Annotated in this window: 18 protein-coding genes; 3 read left to right on the forward strand and 15 right to left on the reverse strand. The window is 59.2% G+C overall.

Going from position 1 to position 19,256, the window contains the following annotated elements; all coding sequences use genetic code 11:
* Positions 1–88 precede the first annotated feature (88 nt).
* The 6 genes from K529_RS05245 to alr all read right to left on the reverse strand — a co-directional run bounded on the left by K529_RS05245 (position 89) and on the right by alr (position 5,925).
* Positions 89–643: a CvpA family protein gene (locus K529_RS05245; RefSeq protein ID WP_005622538.1), complete on the reverse strand. Its 555-nt coding sequence runs from the start codon at positions 641–643 to the stop codon at positions 89–91.
* A 43-nt stretch (positions 644–686) separates the two neighbouring features.
* Positions 687–2,051, reverse strand: coding sequence for a DNA repair protein RadA (gene radA, locus K529_RS05250; protein ID WP_005622540.1), 1,365 nt, complete (start codon positions 2,049–2,051; stop codon positions 687–689).
* Positions 2,052–2,371: 320 nt separating this feature from the next.
* A complete protein-coding gene (locus K529_RS05255; protein WP_005667596.1) occupies positions 2,372–2,830 on the reverse strand; it encodes a paraquat-inducible protein A in 459 nt (152 codons plus the stop codon).
* 523 nt (positions 2,831–3,353) lie between these two features.
* Complete coding sequence (locus K529_RS05265; protein ID WP_046002021.1) at positions 3,354–4,100, reverse strand: ABC transporter ATP-binding protein; 747 nt, start codon at positions 4,098–4,100, stop codon at positions 3,354–3,356.
* Positions 4,101–4,108: 8 nt separating this feature from the next.
* A complete protein-coding gene (locus tag K529_RS05270) occupies positions 4,109–4,891 on the reverse strand; it encodes an MlaE family ABC transporter permease (protein ID WP_046002022.1) in 783 nt (260 codons plus the stop codon).
* A complete protein-coding gene (gene alr / locus K529_RS05275) occupies positions 4,888–5,925 on the reverse strand; it encodes an alanine racemase (protein WP_046002023.1) in 1,038 nt (345 codons plus the stop codon). Before alr ends, K529_RS05270 begins: the two co-directional genes overlap by 4 nt.
* 257 nt (positions 5,926–6,182) lie before the next feature.
* On the opposite strand from alr, the gene K529_RS05280 reads away from it, so the two are divergent.
* Positions 6,183–6,893, forward strand: a complete 711-nt coding sequence (locus K529_RS05280) for a hypothetical protein (RefSeq protein ID WP_065317474.1) — start codon at positions 6,183–6,185, stop codon at positions 6,891–6,893.
* Here K529_RS05280 and K529_RS23010 read toward each other — a convergent pair.
* Positions 6,833–7,620, reverse strand: a protein-coding gene (locus K529_RS23010) for an IS5 family transposase (protein ID WP_157888506.1) whose coding sequence is annotated in 2 segments (ribosomal slippage) — positions 6,833–7,284 and positions 7,284–7,620 — 789 coding nt in all. Because the reading frame shifts where the segments join, the coding sequence is not laid out codon by codon here. The genes K529_RS05280 and K529_RS23010 overlap by 61 nt on opposite strands.
* Positions 7,621–7,722: 102 nt before the next feature.
* On the opposite strand from K529_RS23010, the gene K529_RS05290 reads away from it, so the two are divergent.
* Positions 7,723–7,923 carry a hypothetical protein gene (locus tag K529_RS05290; RefSeq protein ID WP_131664976.1) on the forward strand — a complete coding sequence of 67 codons (201 nt, stop codon included), beginning with the start codon at positions 7,723–7,725 and terminating at the stop codon, positions 7,921–7,923.
* A gap of 200 nt (positions 7,924–8,123) precedes the next feature.
* Here the strand turns inward: K529_RS05290 and K529_RS05295 are convergent, their stop codons facing one another.
* From K529_RS05295 to K529_RS05330, 8 genes are all read right to left on the reverse strand, one after another.
* Positions 8,124–9,641 (reverse strand): replicative DNA helicase, encoded by a 1,518-nt coding sequence (locus K529_RS05295; protein ID WP_005646628.1) that lies wholly within the window; start codon positions 9,639–9,641, stop codon positions 8,124–8,126.
* Between the two features lie 252 nt (positions 9,642–9,893).
* Positions 9,894–10,574: an orotate phosphoribosyltransferase gene (locus tag K529_RS05300; protein WP_040643227.1), complete on the reverse strand. Its 681-nt coding sequence runs from the start codon at positions 10,572–10,574 to the stop codon at positions 9,894–9,896.
* Between the two features lie 76 nt (positions 10,575–10,650).
* The gene (gene pyrC / locus K529_RS05305) at positions 10,651–11,691 is read right to left on the reverse strand and encodes a dihydroorotase (protein ID WP_046002185.1); all 1,041 of its coding nucleotides are present in this window, start codon (positions 11,689–11,691) and stop codon (positions 10,651–10,653) included.
* A 42-nt stretch (positions 11,692–11,733) separates the two neighbouring features.
* The gene (locus tag K529_RS05310) at positions 11,734–12,729 is read right to left on the reverse strand and encodes a hypothetical protein (protein ID WP_046002184.1); all 996 of its coding nucleotides are present in this window, start codon (positions 12,727–12,729) and stop codon (positions 11,734–11,736) included.
* 127 nt (positions 12,730–12,856) lie between these two features.
* Entirely contained in the window at positions 12,857–13,981 is a 1,125-nt protein-coding gene (locus tag K529_RS05315) for a glycosyltransferase family 2 protein (RefSeq protein WP_227512280.1), read from the reverse strand.
* 2 nt (positions 13,982–13,983) lie between these two features.
* Entirely contained in the window at positions 13,984–16,347 is a 2,364-nt protein-coding gene (locus K529_RS05320; protein ID WP_046002183.1) for a glycosyltransferase family 2 protein, read from the reverse strand.
* Positions 16,347–17,006 (reverse strand): sulfotransferase, encoded by a 660-nt coding sequence (locus K529_RS05325; protein WP_005650339.1) that lies wholly within the window; start codon positions 17,004–17,006, stop codon positions 16,347–16,349. Before K529_RS05325 ends, K529_RS05320 begins: the two co-directional genes overlap by 1 nt.
* 10 nt (positions 17,007–17,016) lie before the next feature.
* Positions 17,017–18,039, reverse strand: a complete 1,023-nt coding sequence (locus tag K529_RS05330; RefSeq protein WP_005650341.1) for a glycosyltransferase family 2 protein — start codon at positions 18,037–18,039, stop codon at positions 17,017–17,019.
* A 255-nt stretch (positions 18,040–18,294) separates the two neighbouring features.
* Between K529_RS05330 and K529_RS05335 the strand changes: the two genes are divergently transcribed.
* On the forward strand, positions 18,295–19,212 hold the full coding sequence (locus tag K529_RS05335) for an AAA family ATPase (protein WP_040643317.1): 918 nt from the start codon (positions 18,295–18,297) through the stop codon (positions 19,210–19,212).
* Positions 19,213–19,256: the final 44 nt, after the last annotated feature.

Genomic DNA, 19,256 nt, shown 5'->3' on the forward strand with positions numbered 1-19,256 from the left:
CGAAACACGGGTTTGGTTTATTCTTGTTTGGGAATGTAAAAAGGGCGCCCAAAATGGACGCCCTTTAGATATGTCAATGTGACGTCTCTCAGCCTTCGCAGGAGGAGATCAGATCTTCGTACTTTTGAGTCACCCAGCCAAGCGCTTGCTCGGGGTTTTGCTCTTCGACCTTGCCGATCACTTGGTTGAACACTGCGGCCGAGCGGCTCTCATCCACCATGGTGAAGCTCTGCCCGGTCATCACGACATTATAGACAAAGAAGCCAATCACCACGAGCAGGATGCCGCGCAGCACACCAAAGAAGAACCCAGCCCCCTGATCAAGCCCGCCAAGTGCAGAGCGCTGTACCAGCCCCGCCATGAGAGGCGTGAAGAAGGAGACAACGATCAGTGCAATGGCAAAGACCGCAAAGAACGCGGCGATCAGCGACAATTCGCAACTGTCGGCGATAAAGTCGCCCACCACCGGAATCTCTGCCATCAGAGGTTCGGCCTGCGGCGCGAACATATAAGCCAGCACACCAGCGGCAACCCAGCCGATGATAGCCATGACTTCGCGGACAAAGCCGCGTGCATAGGCAAGAAGCGCCGATACAACGATAACCAGCGCTACTGCGCCGTCGATAATGGTGAAACCTTCCATGTCCCTCGCCTGTTTGCCCGCGAAATCTCTATTGAGTGGCCTTTTAGCCTGCTCCGAAATATTCGCCAACAAATCCTGTGAGGTCGGCGGCCGGGCGCAGGGTCAGGCCGGGGACAGATACAGTTTTGCCACCGCTCGGAGCGATCGCTGCCGTGAAACCAAGTTTTTGCGCTTCTTTCAACCGGTTTTCGGTCTGAGGGGCCGGTCTGAGCGCCCCGGAGAGAGATATTTCGCCAAATATTGCCGTATCCGCCGGAAGAGCTGTGTCTTCTCGGGCACTCAGGAGCGCGGCGGCGACCGCCAGATCGGCTGCGGGTTCGGAGATTTTCATACCGCCTGCGACGTTCAGATAGACATCAAGCCCGGCAAAGGGGATGCCGCAGCGCGCTTCTAGAACGGCAAGGATCATCGCAAGGCGCGAGCTGTCCCAGCCGACGACCGCGCGGCGCGGTTGCGAATGGGGCGAGGGCGCCACAAGCGCCTGCATCTCCACCAAAACCGGCCGGGTGCCTTCGATGCCGGCAAAGACCACTGATCCGGGTGAGGGCTGACCGCGTTCCGACAGGAACAGTGCCGAGGGGTTCACCACCTGTGCAAGGCCACCTCCAGTCATCTCAAACACGCCGATCTCGTCGGCGGGGCCAAAGCGGTTCTTGACCGCACGCAGGATGCGGAATTGATGGCCGCGCTCGCCCTCGAAATAGAGTACCGTGTCGACCATATGCTCCACCACGCGGGGGCCTGCGATCTGGCCTTCCTTGGTGACATGGCCCACCATGATGATGCTAACGCCGTTGGTCTTGGCGAATGTGGTCAGCTCATGCGCGGCGGCGCGCACCTGGCTCACCGACCCCGGTGCGCTGTCGACATTGTCCGCCCACATGGTCTGGATGGAATCGATAATGGCAAGCTGGGGTTTTTCCGCCTCAAGCGTGGTCAGGATGTCGCGCAGATTGGTTTCTGCTGCGAGCTTGACCGGCGCCTGCTCCAGCCCCAGCCGTTGCGCGCGCATCCGCACCTGGGCAGAGGCTTCCTCTCCCGAAACATAGACCGTCTTCAGCCCCGCATGGGCAAACTGCGCCGCTGCCTGCAACAAGAGCGTCGATTTACCGATACCGGGATCGCCCCCCACAAGGATGGCCGAAGCCTCCACCAAACCGCCACCAAGCACACGGTCGAGTTCGGCGACCCCACATAATGTACGCGGCGGTGGTGTTTCTTGCGTGGCCAAGTCGCTCAGCACCAGCCGCTTGCCGCGCATGGCGCCCAGTGATTTCTTGGCCGGACCGGCAGAGGTGAGGCCCTTGTCCTCGGAAATGGTGTTCCACTCGCCGCAACCTTCGCAACGACCTGACCATTTGGAGAAGGAGGCTCCGCAGGCGGAGCAGGAGAATGTTGTCTTTGCCATGAGCGATCAGTGGCAGATGTTTCTGGTTTGTTCAAGTGCGGCTTTACCGTCTTCTAACCACAAATATCCCGGGGGAGGCCCATCAGGGCCGGGGGCAGCGCCCCCTTTTACCTGCATATAGGTGGCGCTCCCGCCAGTCGTACGATCATCAAAGATGATCTCCTCCTGTTGGGCCGCGCGCCGCTGGCGCGGCGCGAAAGGGCTGCTGAGAAGCGGTTCAGGCGCAGGTCTGCCCTGAACGCGCCTTGTCCAGCCTGAATGCGAGTCGCCTGCGCCTCAATGATCTGCGACCGCGCGGGGCGCGGCGGCCCGCTGGGCCGTCATTGACCCGCCGCCGACTCACGTTTGATCTGGCGGTCCGTCAGAATCGACAGAACGATGGAGGCAAGGATGCAGGCGGTGAAGAGATACATCCCCCAGGCCACCTCGATGGTGGCGTAGCTGATGCCTTTTGCCAGCGTAATATAAAGTGCAATCAGGAAGACATCGGCCATCGCAAGTTTGCCGAGGATATTCAGCACAGGCAGGCTGCGCGCATCCAGCAGGTGGAACTGCACCAGCGCGAGGCCGATGGTCTTGAGGTAGGGGGCGAAGAGCGCAAATGCGGTGACCACCAGCGCCAGCACGATGTCACTGCCCCAGAGGCTCTGAAGGCCGGTGAGGACGGAGATTTCCGACAGGCCGAAGATCGGCAGAAGACCAGCCCGCAACAGAGGCGCAAACCACGCGACGGGGTAGAGGATCAGCAGGGCGAGGTTGGCGAGGCGGAGGAGGATCATCGCTGGTATTGCTCACTCTCGAGAAGCGCTCTCACACCGTTAGCAATCAGGGCACAGTTGATAGGGTAATAGGTCATATCGGTAGGCGTTGGGTAGCGTGTTTTGAAACGGGAGTGGCTGCACTGATCTCGATAATAAGTTTGATTGAGAAGAGATAGCTGCAGCCAAAAGACGTAATATGATACCCGTGCTTCCTTGGTTGTGAGCCTGGCTTTTAAGTCGCCAGAGGGCTCACACCATTGTTTTGCAACCTCACCGAGATCACGTTCAAAGGATATAGGGTCCGGGAGTAGCTTTCGGACCCCTGCATAGAGAGCACATAGATCATGGGTACGGTCGAAGGTTCCCGAGTTTGTGTGCAAAAAGTGTTTGAAACACAGCTCAGCAGCCATCCCTAGATTATGGTATACGGGTCCGAACCAATAAGTGTGACCGCGGGATTCCTCTGTACCGAAGTGGTACATCGCCTCAAAAGCGAGGAGATATGCCTGCGCGTAACTGTCGAGATCACTTTGATCACTACTCACCGCACCGCCTCGATCGGCCCCTCCGCACTGCCAGAGATAAACTGTTCCACGTAAGGGTCGCCCGACTGATCCATCTCCGCCACGGGACCCGTCCAGCGGATCTTGCCGCCGTGCAGCATGGCAACATTGTCGGCGATGGCACGCACTGAGGTCATGTCGTGCGTGATGGTCATGGCGGTGGCGCCCATCTCCACCACGATCTCGCGGATGAGGTCGTTTATGACGCCGGACATGATCGGATCGAGCCCGGTGGTGGGCTCGTCGAAAAAGATGATCTCCGGGTCGGTGGCAATGGCGCGGGCGAGGCCCACGCGTTTTTGCATACCGCCCGACAGCTCTGCGGGCAGGCGGTCGGCCACATCGGCCTTCAGGCCCACACGGCGGAGTTTCTCGATGGCGATCTCGCGAGCCTCATCACGGGGGCGGGCGAGGCGGCCCCGCAAAAGCCGAAAGGCCACATTCTGCCAGACGGGCAGCGAGTCAAACAGTGCCGCACCCTGAAACAACATGCCAAAGCGGGCAAGGAAGGCATCGCGATCACCTTGGCCCACGGGTTTGCCATCAACGCGGATTTCGCCCGTGTCGGGCTCAATGAGGCCAAGCACACATTTCAGCGCCACGGATTTTCCGGTGCCGGAGCCGCCGATGATGACCAGAGAGGAGCCCTTGGCGACCTCCAGATCGACACCGCGCAGAACTTCGTTGGAGCCGAAGGCCTTGGCGACCTGACGCATTTCAATCATCGGATGGGTCATAGCGAGAAGAACACCCCGGTCAGCACAAAGTTGGCGGCGAGGATCAGCACGGCGGCGGCCTCGACCGAGCCTTTGGTGGCACGGCCCACGCCCTGCGCGCCGCGGCCCGACTGCATGCCGTAGTAGCAGCCCATGAGGGCGGCGATGGTGCCAAAGGCTGCGCCCTTGACCAGGCTTGAGACGATATCGCGCAGCTCAAGGAAATCGACGGTGTTTTTCAGATAGGCAGCGGCGTTGAAATCCAGGGTCTCAGTGGCGACCACATAGCCGCCCATGATGCCGATGATGTCACCGACGCCAACCAGCACCGGCACGGTGATCAGGGCCGCCAGCACACGCGGCGCGACGAGGTATTTCATCGGGTTGGTGGAGAGCGTCACCAGCGCGTCGATCTGCTCGGTGACTTTCATGGTGGCGATTTCGGCGGCAATCGATGAGGTCACCCGCGCCGCGATCATCAGCCCCACCAGCACCGGGCCGAGTTCGCGGACCATGCCGATGGCGACGATCTGCGGCACCACGGCCTCGGCATTGAAGCGCGCGCCGCCGGCGTAGATCTGCAGCGCCAGCGCACCGCCGGTGAAAATCGCGGTCAGGGCAACAACCGGCAGGCTGAGCCAGCCGACCTGCAGCAGCGCATTGGCAAACTCGCGCGGGTAAAACGGCGGGCGCAGCATATGGCTGAAGGTCGAGGCGGCAAAGCGCGTGATCCGCCCGAGGGCCGCGAGGCGGCCCAGCGAGGTGCGGCCGATCATCCCAAGGGCGGACATGGGGGTCATGCGCTATAGGTCCTCGCATAGCGATTGCCGAGCGAGGTCAGAACCTCATAGCCGATGGTGTCGGCGGCATTGGCCAGAACATCCACCGTCTGCGCCTCGTTCATCAGGCTCAGATAGGGGGGCACATCGTCCAGATCGGTGATGTCCACAGTGATCAGATCCATTGAGATCCGCCCCACCACGGGGCAAGGGATGGAGCCTGCATAGGCCATGATGCCTTGGCGCTGAAAGGCGCGGTGCAGACCGTCTGCGTAGCCTGCCGCAATGGTGGCAATGCGGGTGTCGCGCTGTGCGATCCAGGTGTTGCCGTAGCCCACGCTTTCGCCCGGTGCGAGGTCGCGGGTCTGGATCACCGGCACCTCCAGTTCGACCACCGGCAGGGCGTCGCTGTAGGGCGCACCGCCATAAAGACCGATGCCCGGGCGGCAGAGATCAAAGTGATAGTCGCGCCCCAAAAGCAGACCGCCGGTGGCGGCGAGCGAACGGGGCAGGTTCAGCCCCTCGGTCATCTCGATGAAGTTCTTGAGCTGATAGGGGTTCATGCCGTGGCCGGGTTCATCGGCACAGGCCAGATGCGACATCAAGAGGACCGGGTTCTGATCCAGCGCAATGTCGCGCACCGCCATCCATTCGGCCGCCTCCATCCCGAGCCGGTTCATGCCGCTGTCGAGCTGCACGCCAAAGGGATGTCCCGGAAGGCTCTCGAAATGGCGCAGCATCTGGTCAAGCGAGTTGAGCATTGGTGTCAGCTGGAAGTCGCGCAACAGTTTTGCGTCACCCTCCATATGACCGGAAAAGACCGAAATTCCGGGTCCCGGTCCCAGCGCACGCCGGAGCGCGATGCCCTCTTCGGCGATGGCGACAAAGAAGTTGCGGGCGCCTGCCTGAGCCAGCGCCTTGCCGACGCGACCAGATTCCAGACCATAGCCATTGGCCTTGACCACGGCTGCGGTCTCGCAGCCGGTCTTGGCATCCAGATTGCGCCAGTTGATCGCCAACGCATCCAGGTTGATTTTTAAACGTGCCGTGCTCATGCGTCGTTCATGACATGGAGGCCACCGGGGTCAAGGGGGAAACCGCATCGGGGGTGGCTTTGGGCAGGCTATTGCGCTGCTTCAGGGGCCGAGAGGAGGCACGACCGCGCGCCCGCTGGACTGGCTCCACGTGCCTCACCATCGCGGTTTTTACTAGAGATATCCGCAATTCTACCTATGCGAGTATTGGTCTGCGTGATTTGTTAAATCTACCCTGGTCAGACTGGTTCAAGACTTTGAGATATTGAGAGGTCACCATGTATATCAATCAATCTTTGAGCGAACAGACGCTCGCCCTGTTCAAAACCGCAGGGGCAAGCCAGGATGGCACAGAGGCACCGAGGACGTCGCTGGCATCGTCATCTGTCGCCGATCAGGCCGTGAAATTTGCACTCAGCAAGATTGCGCTTGCAGCAAGGGCGGGAGAACCTGCGGCACCGGTCTTCGAGGGCGCAGGGGCTGGAATCCCCGAGGAAGGCGGCACCTATGGCGGGCGGTTCTCCGATCCAGCGCAGCGCGCTAAAATATTCGCCGACGCCTATGCCAGACAGGCCGCATCCGATGCCTTTCAGGCAGAGAACGGATACAAAAACCGTCTGTCGATGGGGCTTTATACGGCTAATTCCATGGCGCAGGCCCAGCAACCGGGGATGGGCCACTATGAGACCCGTGAAGATGCTGTTGCTGCGGCGGCGGAGCGTTTGGGGGACATGATTACCGCTGCCAAGCAGGCAAACTGGACAAGAAACACAGTTACTTATCCAGTTGATGATAGTGTCGCTAGGGCTGAAACCGATAGCGGTTTTATTTGGTCACACGCAAAGCTTGAGGACGCTGAATTGGCTTTGGCGGAGCTTTCTCCTGAGCAACTGACCCGAGCTGAAGAAAAACAGGCGCATGATCTAGGTCATGTTGACAAATGGCGCACCCAGAGCCGGATGGATGTGATGTCGATGAACCCGAGGTAACTTTCTGCAGTTTTGTCATACCGGGTAGCAACGCGGCGGGCGTTCTTGAGCTTATTGAAACACCGTTCGACCAGGTTTCTCAATCGATACAGCCCATGATCCACGCCGACGCGCATCTTGCGGGTCTTTCGCATCGGAATTTGGGTCAGGATATCACGTTCATTCATGTTTTTCCGAATGCGATCAGCATCATAGCCCCGATCTGCCAGTAGCACTTTCGGCTCAGGCAGATTATCAGACATGACGAGATCAAAACCAAGGTAGTCCGAAGTTTGCCCCGGTGTGATGTCTGTTCTCATGGGCAACCCGTGCGCGTTGACGCGGAGGTGGATCTTGGTCGTGAAGCCACCTCTTGAACGGCCAAAACCCTGTCTCGGAGTCCCCCTTTTGCGCCCGCTGCTTGATGATGCGCGCGAATAACAGTGCTGTCGATCATTTGGAGAGCGTTTGGAACGGCCCCGCTTTGGTTCAAGGCTTCGAGTATGTCCTCCCACAGCCCAGCCAACGTCCAGCGCCGGAATTGGCGGTAAACACTGGACCATTTGCCAAACTCTTCGGGCAAATCTCGCCAAGGTGATCCGGTGCGTGCAATCCAGAATATCCCATCCAGTACAAGGCGATGGTTGGTAGGCTTGCGCCCATTCCGGGCTCGGATCGCAAGAATGAAGTATTCAAACAGCGACCACTCGTCGTCGCTCATCAGGTTTCGGGGCAAGCTGATCTCCATAGCAGATACCAGTTTGAATCACGTCGAAGCCCCAGTGTGAATCCCTTTTGTCAACATGTCCTAGCTGTCACAGGAATGTGGTTTAATATTAAGGCGTCTGAATTGACCCGCGACTTCGGTATCACGGCCGAAACCTCGACAAGCTTCGACGAGGACGGTCGCGTTACATTGAATGACTTCGAGGTCACGCATTCCAAGTATGGCAAGGTCGGTGAAGTAAAAGACGGCGTGTTCTACATCGCCACAACAAATGGCACGCTTGTGGACCCAGAGGTGTACTTCGGCAACGCTGCGGCCAATTGAAAGTGACCTGACCCAGCGCAGTGAGTACGCCACGACAGCCGGACGCGCTTTGATCTTGGAGACTTCCGCGCGGTCGGTCGATGCTGCCCAGACGCACCCGCAGCGGTTTTCCGAGACGCACTGCGAGCCGAGATCGCGCAGTAGGTATTTGATAAAGGGTGAAAGGGCGGGGCGCGTGTCCCCGCAGACCTGAGTTTTTCTTAGTAGCCGTCGGGCTGCTGCTGCCAGGATTTGGCGAGGTTGCCAAAACGGGTGAACTGCGCCTCGAACGATAGCTCCACCGTGCCAATGGGGCCGTGACGCTGCTTGCCGACGATGACCTCGGCTTTGGCGTGCAGACGCTCCATCGCCTGTTTCCACTCTTCCATCTTGTCGAGTTCGTGATCGCCGGGTTTTTCGCGTTCCTTGTAGTATTCTTCGCGGAACACGAACATCACCACATCGGCGTCCTGTTCGATCGAGCCCGATTCCCTGAGGTCCGACAGCTGAGGGCGTTTGTCTTCGCGGCTTTCCACCTGACGTGACAGCTGCGACAGGGCGACCACGGGGATGTTCAATTCCTTGGCGATGGCCTTCATACCCATGGAGATCTCGGCGATTTCGTTCACCCGGTTGTCGGACATGCCGCGGCAGAGTTGTAGATAGTCGATCACCAGAAGATCGAGCCCGTGGGTCCGTTTCAGACGTCGCGCGCGCGCGGCAAGCTGCGAGATCGGGATCGCGGGGGTGTCGTCGATAAAGAGCGGGCAGCTCTCCAGATCCTTGGCGGCCTGCACGAAGCGGCGAAATTCCTCTTCGGTCATGTCACCTTGACGGATCTTGTGCGAGGAAATCTCGGAGGCTTCGGCCAGAATACGGCCCGCCAACTGTTCGGCTGACATCTCAAGCGAGAAGAAGCCGACAACGCCACCGTCCACCGCGCCTTCGCTGCCGTCCTGTTTCAGCCCGCGCTTGTAGGCTTTGGCTACGTTGAAGGCGATGTTGGTGGCGAGCGAGGTTTTCCCCATCGAGGGACGTCCCGCGAGGATCAACAGGTCCGATGGGTGCAAACCGCCGAGTTGTTTGTCGAGATCGTCAAGCCCGGTGGAAATCCCGGCCATGCCGCCGCCGCGCTGGTAGGCCTCATTGGTGACATTGACCGCCTCGGTCACGGCGCGCAGGAAGGATTTGAAGCCCTGTTCGGTCTGGCCCTGTTCGGCAAGTTGATAGAGCGACTGTTCCGCCTCGACGATCTGTTCCTTGGGTTCCGAGGCGACATCGACGCGGCGGGCCTTTTCGGCGATGGTCTGACCAAGAGCGATCAACTCGCGCCGGATCGCCAGATCATAGATCATCTGCGCATAGTCGCGCACCGCAAAGGCGGAGATCGATGCAGAGGCCAGCTTGGCCAGATAGGCGGGCCCCCCCAGTTCGCGCAGGCCCTGATCATCTTCCATGAAGGCCTTGAGGGTGACCGGCGAGGCCAGCGCATTTTTTGAGATGCGGGCGGCTGCGACCTCATAGATCCGGGCGTGCACGGGATCATAGAAATGCGAGGAGTTAATGATTGAGGCGACTTTGTCGTAGACGTCATTATTGGTGAGAATTGCCCCCAGCAATTGCTGTTCCGCCTCGACGGAGTGGGGCAATTCCGATGCCTGTGCTTCACCTGCCGAGCCGCTGGAGTCTGGTGACGCGGGCGGCTGTGGATCGCCGTTAAATGAGGTGATCTCGTTCATGTCTGCTCTCTTGTGATAGGCCCGAGTTCTACGCTGGATTCGAACCTGATTTCCATCTGGAAATCCCTGTGGATGAAGTGAGGATAACCGCAGAGACGGATGTGGGCAATTTTTCGAAAAACCGGGATAGGCGCGTCTGACTTCTGTATCTGGGGTGCGCAAGTCGCGTCAGCCACGAGATATGGAAAAGGCCGCTCCGATTCGGTGCGACCTTTTCCACAGAAATCAGTAGCCTTGGGGGTAGAGTTTTCCTCAGGCTTTCTTGTTGGCGTCTTGCCAAGCGCGGGGATCTCGCAGGAATTTCTCTACTTCATCAAGGGTTTCGACGCTGAATGCCCCTTGAACGCGGGCCTCTTTCAGCACGTCCCACCATGTGCACAAGTAGTGAAGTGCGACGCCGTGATCACCCAGTGTTTTGGTGGTTTCGGGGAAGATGTCGTAATAAAAAATCACCGCCGTGTGGCCGCAGGTCGCGCCGGTGTCGCGGATCGCATCCACAAAGGAGAGCTTAGAGCCACCATCGGTGGTCAGGTCTTCGACCAGAAGCACCCGCTCGCCTTCGGACATTGCACCCTCAATACGGGCGTTGCGGCCGTAGCCTTTGGGCTTTTTGCGCACATAGGTCATCGGCAGGGCGAGACGTTCGGCCACCAAGGCCGCAAAGGGAATGCCCGCGGTTTCGCCGCCGGCGATATTGTCAAAGGCTTCAAAACCTGCATCCCGCATCACGGTGACCGCCATGAAATCCATCAGAGTGGAGCGGATGCGCGGGAAAGAAATCAGCTTGCGGCAGTCGATGTAGCTCGGCGAGGGCAAGCCGGAGGCCAGCGTGTAGGGCTCATCGGTGTTGAAGTTCACCGCGCCGATTTCCAACAGCATCCGGGCGGAGAGGCGGGCGATTTCTTCGGGTGAGGGGTAGGAGGAGGGGATCATGGCGTATCCTTCGAGAGCAGAGTGCCAGAGGCGCGGGCGGGAGCCTCCGGCGGGGATATTTATCAAGAAGATGAAGTCAAGCGACGGTCCAATGCACCGGAAATCCGGGATCAAAGACGGTGACCGGGCCGTCCGGCGTGTCGATCTGCTCCGGGAACGCGACGGGCGCGTCCTGTTTCACCAGTGTGATCTGGCCGGGGTTTTCCGGCAGTCGGTAGAAGGCGGGACCGTTCTTGGAAGCAAAGCCTTCGAGCTGGTCCAGCGCGTCGTCTTCTTCAAACACATGGGCCAGCAGCGCCATGGTGTTGGTGGCGGTGAAACAGCCCGCACAGCCGCAGGCTTGCAGCTTGTTGGCGTCTGTATGCGGGGCTGAGTCGGTGCCGAGGAAGAACCGTGCATCGCCCGAGGTGGCGGCAGCGCGCAGGGCGATACGGTGTTCTTCGCGCTTGGCAACTGGCAGGCAGTAGTAATGCGGCTTGATGCCACCGACGAGGATGTGGTTGCGGTTGATGATCAGGTGATGCGTGGTGATGGTCGCGCCCAGATCCTTATCCTGCGACCGCACGTAATCGGCAGCGTCCTTGGTGGTGATATGTTCCATCACCACACGCAGGCCCGGGGTCGCCTGGCGGATTGGGTCCAGAACCCGGTCGATAAACACCGCTTCGCGATCAAAGATGTCGATGTCGGGGTCGGTGACCTCGCCATGGGTGCAGAGTGGCAGGCCGATTTCGGCCATCTTCTCCAGCACCGGGCGCACCTTGTCGAAATCGCGCACGCCGGAAGCGGAGTTAGTGGTGGCCCCGGCGGGGTAGAGTTTGACCGCTTTCACCAGGCCTGACGCATGGGCGGCGGCGACATCCTCGGGGTCGGTGTCCTCGGTGAGGTAGAGCGTCATCAGCGGCTCGAACGTCATGTCGCTGGGCAGGGCGGACAGGATGCGGTCGCGGTAAGCGCCAGCTTGTTCGCCGGTCACCACCGGCGGCACGAGGTTTGGCATGATGATGGCGCGGCCAAAATGGCGGGCGGTCTCCGGCAGCACCGCGCGCAGCATGTCGCCGTCGCGCAGATGCAGATGCCAGTCGTCGGGGCGGGTGATCGTCAGGCTCTGGGTCATGGGGCAGGCGTTAGCACAGCCCCATGAGCTTGGGAAGGCGGGTTAATGCCCGCTGTCGGTCTGGGGCTTCTCTGGTGGAAGCACCGGGCCGGGGGGCAGGCGAAATTCGCCGTCTGTCGCGCGCTGTTCCAGACCGCGCAGGCGGCGACGGAAACGCGGCAGGCGGCGGCGATCATTGACGTTTCTGCACAGGAGCACGTTCAGATAGGGGCGATCAAGATAATCGAGCCGGTTCAAAACATTACGCAGGTAGACATTATTGTCGCGCCGCGCCCGTGCGAGCCGGTGGAATGCGTTTGCGGTGAGCCGCCCACTGCCTGCAAGGGACATGATCCGATAGAGAATATCCATCTCGATCAGGCGGGTCTGGATTGCATCTCCCATGCAAGGAAGCCGCAGACGTGTTACATTGGGGCGCGCATAAAGGGCCGCGTGCATCGCATCCAGAGACTGGTAGGGATCATAAAGCACAAAGGCCTTGTCAGCTGCATCCAGCATATCCGGCGCATAGCCGTAGCGGTCGGTAAAGGAGGTGCGGCGCATCTCGACAAAGCGGTCGTCCCATTCGGTCATACGCGGGTCGAGCGTTGCTTGCGGCTGGATCGCCACCACTGTGGCACCGGGGGCCGCAACGGAAAACGCCGCCGCCGCATAGCCGCAGGGACCTGCGCCATAGAAGACGACATTGTCGAATTCTTCAAAGAAACCATCGTCGATCAACTGATCGAAGAACCCGTAGATACGCGCCTCGCGAAACCAGGTGTCGCCATCCGAGATCACGCATAGATGCGACCAGCCCAAATTCTTGACCAGATCAAACCCCAGTGGCTGGGCGGTTTCAGAAAAGCTCTCGATGCCCTGACGGCTCTCGAACGTTACCAGAAGCGTGTTGCCTTGATCGATGAATGTGGCGAAATGCCTATCACCGAGCGGCTGATACATGCCGTTTTCCTCAGCCATCTCTGCCAGGCGGGCCTGCCATTCCGCAGGCTTTAATCCTGAAAGGTCCTGCTCGAGGATATCTGTGTCGTCTTGCATTTGCGCCACCTGCCACCCGTTTTTTCGGTCTTGCTCAGGGTAAGATCTAGGTGGAGATTGAGGCTAAATTTAGAAAAACCTTGGCCCAATTGTCGGCCATTGTTGCCGCAGTGGGGATAACTCCTGATTATTCGGAGCTTTGTGTTGGCGTGTTGCCGGGCCCAGTTTCCGGGCTCTCGGTTGATTTTGGCTCTATGCGTACCGTGCGGCGCTGGCGCATGCCTAATGTGGCAAACCCGGCCAGGGTACGACCTGTCACATCACTGATGGGGCGCGAGGGCGGTGTCATCATCAAACGACCAAAGAGCGCGCGATAGGGCTCTTCGCGCATCAGTTCCATAAAGCGGTCCTTGCGCCACTGCACCGCGCGTTCATGCAATTTTCGCAGTCTGGCGTCCTCAAGAAGCATATCGAGGATCGCATCGCGTGCAGGGCGGTAGCGTGCGATAGTGGTGTCTTCATCGGTGTTGAAGTTGCGCTCCACCCAGTAGTCGATGTCCAGCAGATGGTCTGAATGGACTGCACGACCGCGATTGGCCTTCAGGATGTAGCTCTCCATTGCGCCAAGTGGGTAATGGTTGAGTTGCGCCAGCGCATAATTGTCCTGACCATAGTTGGAAAACACCCGCTTGGTCTTGAAATCGCCCATCAACTCGCGCCCGACGCAGTCAAACCAGCGAAACTGCTCCAGTGCGGCGTCGTCTTTGACATTGCGCGGGCGGTGGATGCCGATTTTGCGGTAGACGCCGGAATTGCGATAAAGCGTTTTGAACATGGAAGCACGCCATGGCCAGTGCATCACTGCGGGGGCCGCGCGGGTGAAGCGATCGGTGACACGTTCCCCCTGATAGCGGACCTGATCGGCATTGCCAAAAAGCCGCCATGTGAGGGTGATTGCATCGGCCTCCGGCAGGGCCTCCAACAGATCACTGATCTGCCCTTTGCCGGTGTGGATGTTCACAAATTCATCGACATCCAGCGCCATGATCCAATCGGCGCGTTTGGTCAGCCGGTGTTTGTCGGCGCGTTTCATGGCGGTGAACTGGATGCCGCCTTTATCAAAGGGGCCGGTATTCTCAACATGTGCGAGATGGCCCATCTCGTCCAAGCGGTCCAGCATTTCCACCGTTTGATCATCGCAATCGTTGGAAAAGACGAGGAAATCCGTGAACCCCACCGCCTTGTGATGGGCGAGCCATTCCAACAGATAGGCGGCCTCATTTCGGACGGTCAGAACGGCCAGCGTGCGCATCATCAGCTCTCCAGATCCAGCGAGAGCGCCCAAGCGACGCGTTCGGTTGCGGTAAGGTCGATCTCCAGAGCCTGACGGTAGAGCTCTTCGAACTCGGCGCGCTGGTGTAGCTCTGCCGCCTTGGCGCGGTGCCACTCAAGCCCCGCCTGATGCAGATCGGACAGGGTTTTATCCTCCATCAGACGCGCCATTTCTGCCTGCATTCTGGGTAGGTTGCGCTGAATGGTGATGTCGCGGTGGTCGTTCCAATCCATGCGGATCCAGTAGTTCAGCCCGATGGAGCGATCCACATGCAGCGCCCGACCACGCTGGCGTTTTACCAGAAAACTCTCTGCCGAGCGCAGCGCGTAGTGGTTCAGTTGCAGCAGATCGTAACCGATGGATTTTTTGGAGCTGCGCCAGCCATTGTCCGCCACCTCCTGCGTCATGTCCTGACCGGAGCCATTGACCCATTTCACCTGCGCGCGTTTGTCTTCTTCCAGCTTGTTGGGCCGGTGGCAGGAGATTTTCTTATAGGCACCAATAGTTTTGAACATGGTTTTAAAGCCCCAGACCGTATGTGGCTTGGGGCAGAACTTTGGCGCGCAATGATCGAACTGCGCGATCACAGGCCGGTCGCTGAGGGCGGTGACGCCGTTGTGGCCAAACAACCGCCATGTCATCGCGACATTGGTGGCGTCCGGCACATGGTCAAAGAAATCATCCAGTGTTCCATTGCCACAGCGCACGTTCATGAACTCGTCGACGTCGATATGGATGACCCAGTCGGCCTGTTTGATCACCGGCTCTTTCAGCGCCTGATTGAGCGCATATTGCTGGGGGGAGTTGCCTTTCCAGTTGTCATTGTTGCGATGCTGCAGGATGCCAAGGTCCTGCAGGCGGTCCAACAGCTCCGAAGTGCCATCACTGCATCCATTGGTGTAGATCAGGAAATGATCGACCCCGATCATGCGGTGATAGGCCACCCATTCGAGGATGTAAGGTGCTTCATCTTTCATGCAGCCGACGATGACATTGCCGCTTTGTCCTTTTGAGAGCTTGCGCGGCGTAACTTCAGTGTAGGGCGGCATTTGGGCGGTTTCATCCACCCGGCCAAGTTGGTCATGCGGCTTGAACGAAGACCCCTGCAACATTGCAAAATTCTTAAGCGCCAATGGAGGCATCAATCGGCGCGCCTTTGCGGAGGGTGCGGCACCCACTGCGCTCGTCTGCGCCGCGCGAGCGCTCCGGTGCGCCAGCAGATCGCCCTCGCGTGCGGCGCGCTCTTCCGCTGTCGCTTTCTCAATTCGGTGCAGAAAGGCCATAAGATATTGCGAGGCGCGAAATCCCATCTGCGGGTCAGTTTCTGCCCATTCCTCGGTCGAGGTCGCAACCTCGAAGATGTGTTCTGACAGCGCCTCATGCGCTGCACAAAGCGCGGCGTTTTGATCGGTAAAATACCGTGTCACGGCACCAAGCCGTGCTACGTCAATGGGCGGACCCTCGACATGGAGGTCTTGGATCATCTGCCGCCACAGCTTGCGCGGCAGGATATGGTTGCCCTGCGCCAAAAGCCTGAGCAGCAGCGCATTGAACTGGCGCCCACGGGTGAGCCATGCGGCAGGAACAGGTAGGCTGGGTTTTATAGCCGTTGCACGCCCGATCTGCCCCTCAATGCCAAAGGCCGCGCAGATCTCTTGGGTGATGTCCGCGCTGTCAAACTCTGCCGGGTCATAGCTGCGAAACGTAACCGAGCCCTCGCCAAAGACCTGCTCCCAAAAGGCTTGAAGCGCCTGATAATCAAGCCAGAAAGGCGCGCCTTGGGTTTCCTCGAACTGACCCGCTTGTGGGTCTACCGGTGGCAGGGTGTCCAGTGCTGCATCCCACCAGCTGTCCTCGCGGGTCAGTTCCACCTCGCGGGCCAGCCCGGTGGCACGGCCTTCAAAGACCTGCTCGGCAAAGACATCTGCCAGCATGCGCGCCTGTGCATCCAGATGCGCAACAATGCGAATGTCATCAGAGAACGGCGTCAACAGCGCTTTCAGCCGCTCCAATTCGCTCTGGCGCGACAATTGTGTGCCGAGTTGGTGGGCGCTCAGGATCAGCGTATGGGGTGCGTGTTTGGCAATGTCCGCAGCGAGGCTTTCGACCAGTGTTTCGCGCAGATGCGCTTGTTTGGCTGTGCCGATGAAACCCCGATTATAGCGCAGCGGGTCGACATGGTCTGGATCGGTGACCGCCATAAACAGACGCGTGTGGTTCTTTGGTCCTGCGGCACGCGGTACCATCACGCCGCGCGCCAACAACTGATCGCGTTTGTCCGCGAGCACCGCCTGCAGACGTTCAGAACCCGCCTTGTGCAGGCCGATATGAAGATAAATTCGCATCAACGCGCACTATCCTGTTCTGCGCGGCCATCTTGTGCGGCGCGATCTTCCGGGTTGATGTTGGACTGTCCCCACCACGGCACCGGACGGCCCAAGAAACGCTCAAGCCGCAGCCGCGCGTCGGGGGCGGCAACGTCCAGTTCCAGATAGAGCGGATCATTGCGGAACCAGTGGGCAAGGGCCTCATAATGGCCATCGATCCAGATCATTTGCTCATCGATCTCATGGCCGTATCCGACCGGGAGTCCGGGAACGGTGGAGAGCGGAATGCGAAGTTTGCCAAGGTTGTTCCAGCGCATGATCGAGCGCGCCATGTGCTCTGTGTCGCGCCGTGTCGCAATAAAACACAGCTTTGGGTGAAGTTTTCGCAACGCCAACAACAACGCATGATCGCATTGCGGCCAGACAGAATTCCCACCGTAGATAAAACTAATTTCGGTCAGCGCGTCATGGTCGTTCAGCAGGGCCAGCGGGTCGCCGTATTTAAACAGCCCCTGATACATCAGATCGCCAACAAACACTCTGTCGGCCGGATCGTTGGGATCCTCGCGCGATTTCATCCGGTGGTCGGCCACAGAAAACCCCGCCTGCGTCAGCGCATGTTTCAGCGTGGTGGTTCCGGATTTCGGCAGCCCAAGGTTGATGATTTCAACGGTCATTCAACAGGTCTCACATCAATCCCAGCCGCAGCATCATGTCTTCTTCCTGCGGCGGCAGCGGAGAGGCTTTTTGCAACTGCGCGCGCATCGCCTGATAGGCAGGCTGCGCCAGAAGCTCATCGCGCCGCGCCTTGTGACGGGCGACGCAATCCGCATGCAGGCGGGCAATCTCCGGGTCGGATTTCATCTCGTCCAATGCAGCTTGCAGCGCAGGCAGTAGCCGCAGGATCGAGCGATCCTCCCAGGCAGGATCATTCCTCTCCCGCCAGTAGGTATCGTCAAAGGCGCGGTTCTCACGGTTCACATCGCCACGATCATTTTTGACCAGATAGCTGTCAAGCGCGCGCAGGGCGTAGTGATTGAGTGTTGCGAACTGTCGCGCGCCCTTGGCTGGGAACTTGCGAATGCGGCGTGGGTTGGCCGCGACCAGAAACTTCTGCGGAACTTGCCGTCCGCCGCCATCGCACCAGCGCGGGCGTATATCTGCGCCCTTCCGGATAAACGGGCGATGCGCGCCATAATACCCCAGTGGGAAATCCCTGCGGGTCAAGGTCTTCACCTCGATTGCGGTCTCTCCGCACCAGATGTCGGGGTTATGGCAGCGGGTGAATTGATCAATGACCGGGCGGTCAGAGAAACTCTCAACACCCCCATTGGCAAAAAACTGGAATGAAAGCGAAATCGCCTGTGGGTTCTGGCAGGCCTCAATCAGGGCAGGGATCGTGTGATCGGCTACATGGATGTTCAGGAATTCGTCCACATCCGCAATCCAAAGCCAATCGGCCTGCTGTACAATGGGCTGATGGGCGCAATCTTTCAGCGCCTCCATCTGATAGGCGCGTCCCTGTGCCGGGTTGGGCAGATGAGTGACACCGCCACGCGCTGCCAGCGCATCCAAAAGCGCATCAGTGCCATCGGTGCAATCGTTGGAATAAAACAGGAAATCCGTCACGCCAATCAGGCGGTTATACGCGATCCATTCCAGCAGGAATGGGCCTTCGTTTTTGACGCAGGTCACCGCGGTGATGCGCATTGTCCTGTCCCTCTTTGTGCTCCACGCCCCAGATGAACGCGTGGATCGTGCCTCTTATCGCCTGCAGGGGCGTTTTCTCCCCACCCGTTCAGCCGGGGTCCTTGGCGCTGGTGTTGTCGCACCCTGCAGGCGGCGCCGTCAATCTGTCCGGCGTCAAAGCCCGCAATATGTTGCATCACCTCCGCGTTGAGGCTGCTTGACGCAAGGGGGGCGGCCATGGCCTCTTGGCAGAACCTGAACCAAGAGGCGCGCCGCATGACACAACAGGCAGAATTTCAGTCGATTGATGCCGTACAGGCCGAGCTTGCACGGGTGGGATATATTTGTGGCAGAGCCTTGGCGACGGTGGTGTTTTTATCTGCCCGCCTCAATCGTCCGTTGTTCCTCGAAGGAGAGGCAGGCGTTGGCAAGACAGAGATTGCCAAGGCTCTCTCTGCCCTGACAGGGCGTCCCTTGATCCGGTTGCAATGCTATGAGGGGTTGGACGCGGCGAGCGCCGCCTATGAATGGAATTTCGCCGCGCAAATGGTGGCGATCCGCACCGCAGAGGCTACGGGCAATACAGACCGTAAGGCGCTGCAGGACGAACTCTTCTCAGAGGATTACCTGATTGCCCGCCCGCTGTTGCAAGCGATGCAACCAGACCCGCGTGGCGCACCGATCTTGCTAATTGACGAACTTGATCGCACCGACGCGCCTTTCGAGGCGTTTCTGCTCGAAGCACTCTCTGATTTTCAGGTGACCATTCCAGAACTCGGCACCATCAAAGCAGTTGAGCCTCCAATGGTGATCCTGACGTCAAATCGCACCCGCGAGGTGCATGACGCCCTCAAACGCCGCTGTCTCTATCACTGGGTGGATTATCCTGATTTTGAACGTGAGCTTGAAATTCTGCACGCACAGGTGCCGCAGGCAGCGCAGACCCTCAGCCGCGAGGTGGTGGCCTTTGTGCAGGCGTTGCGCACGGAGGATCTGTTCAAAAAACCGGGCGTGGCAGAGACCATTGACTGGGCCAACTGCCTGCTGGCGCTTGATGTTGTGAACCTAAGTCCCGAGACCATTGCCGATACCTTGGGGGCATTGCTGAAATACCAAGATGACATCGCCCGACTGCAAGGCTCCGAGGCCAAACGTCTGCTCGATCAGGCGCGGGCATCTCTTGAGGAGCGCTAATATGTCCTTTCATCTTTTTTCAAATACCTTGGGGGTGTGGGGGC

The sequence above is a fragment of the Tritonibacter mobilis F1926 genome, from assembly GCF_000376545.2.
GTDB classification, from domain to species: domain Bacteria; phylum Pseudomonadota; class Alphaproteobacteria; order Rhodobacterales; family Rhodobacteraceae; genus Epibacterium; species Epibacterium mobile.

Excerpts from the sequence above, each read along its gene's own strand:
- K529_RS05245 (WP_005622538.1), bottom strand. The coding sequence starts at position 643 with ATGGAAGGTTTCACCATTATCGACGGCGCAGTAGCGCTGGTTATCGTT.
- radA (WP_005622540.1), bottom strand. The coding sequence starts at position 2,051 with ATGGCAAAGACAACATTCTCCTGCTCCGCCTGCGGAGCCTCCTTCTCC.
- K529_RS05255 (WP_005667596.1), bottom strand. The coding sequence starts at position 2,830 with ATGATCCTCCTCCGCCTCGCCAACCTCGCCCTGCTGATCCTCTACCCC.
- K529_RS05265 (WP_046002021.1), bottom strand. The coding sequence starts at position 4,100 with ATGATTGAAATGCGTCAGGTCGCCAAGGCCTTCGGCTCCAACGAAGTT.
- K529_RS05270 (WP_046002022.1), bottom strand. The coding sequence starts at position 4,891 with ATGACCCCCATGTCCGCCCTTGGGATGATCGGCCGCACCTCGCTGGGC.
- alr (WP_046002023.1), bottom strand. The coding sequence starts at position 5,925 with ATGAGCACGGCACGTTTAAAAATCAACCTGGATGCGTTGGCGATCAAC.
- K529_RS05280 (WP_065317474.1), top strand. The coding sequence starts at position 6,183 with ATGTATATCAATCAATCTTTGAGCGAACAGACGCTCGCCCTGTTCAAA.
- K529_RS05295 (WP_005646628.1), bottom strand. The coding sequence starts at position 9,641 with ATGAACGAGATCACCTCATTTAACGGCGATCCACAGCCGCCCGCGTCA.
- K529_RS05300 (WP_040643227.1), bottom strand. The coding sequence starts at position 10,574 with ATGATCCCCTCCTCCTACCCCTCACCCGAAGAAATCGCCCGCCTCTCC.
- pyrC (WP_046002185.1), bottom strand. The coding sequence starts at position 11,691 with ATGACCCAGAGCCTGACGATCACCCGCCCCGACGACTGGCATCTGCAT.
- K529_RS05310 (WP_046002184.1), bottom strand. The coding sequence starts at position 12,729 with ATGCAAGACGACACAGATATCCTCGAGCAGGACCTTTCAGGATTAAAG.
- K529_RS05315 (WP_227512280.1), bottom strand. The coding sequence starts at position 13,981 with ATGCGCACGCTGGCCGTTCTGACCGTCCGAAATGAGGCCGCCTATCTG.
- K529_RS05320 (WP_046002183.1), bottom strand. The coding sequence starts at position 16,347 with ATGCGAATTTATCTTCATATCGGCCTGCACAAGGCGGGTTCTGAACGT.
- K529_RS05325 (WP_005650339.1), bottom strand. The coding sequence starts at position 17,006 with ATGACCGTTGAAATCATCAACCTTGGGCTGCCGAAATCCGGAACCACC.
- K529_RS05330 (WP_005650341.1), bottom strand. The coding sequence starts at position 18,039 with ATGCGCATCACCGCGGTGACCTGCGTCAAAAACGAAGGCCCATTCCTG.
- K529_RS05335 (WP_040643317.1), top strand. The coding sequence starts at position 18,295 with ATGACACAACAGGCAGAATTTCAGTCGATTGATGCCGTACAGGCCGAG.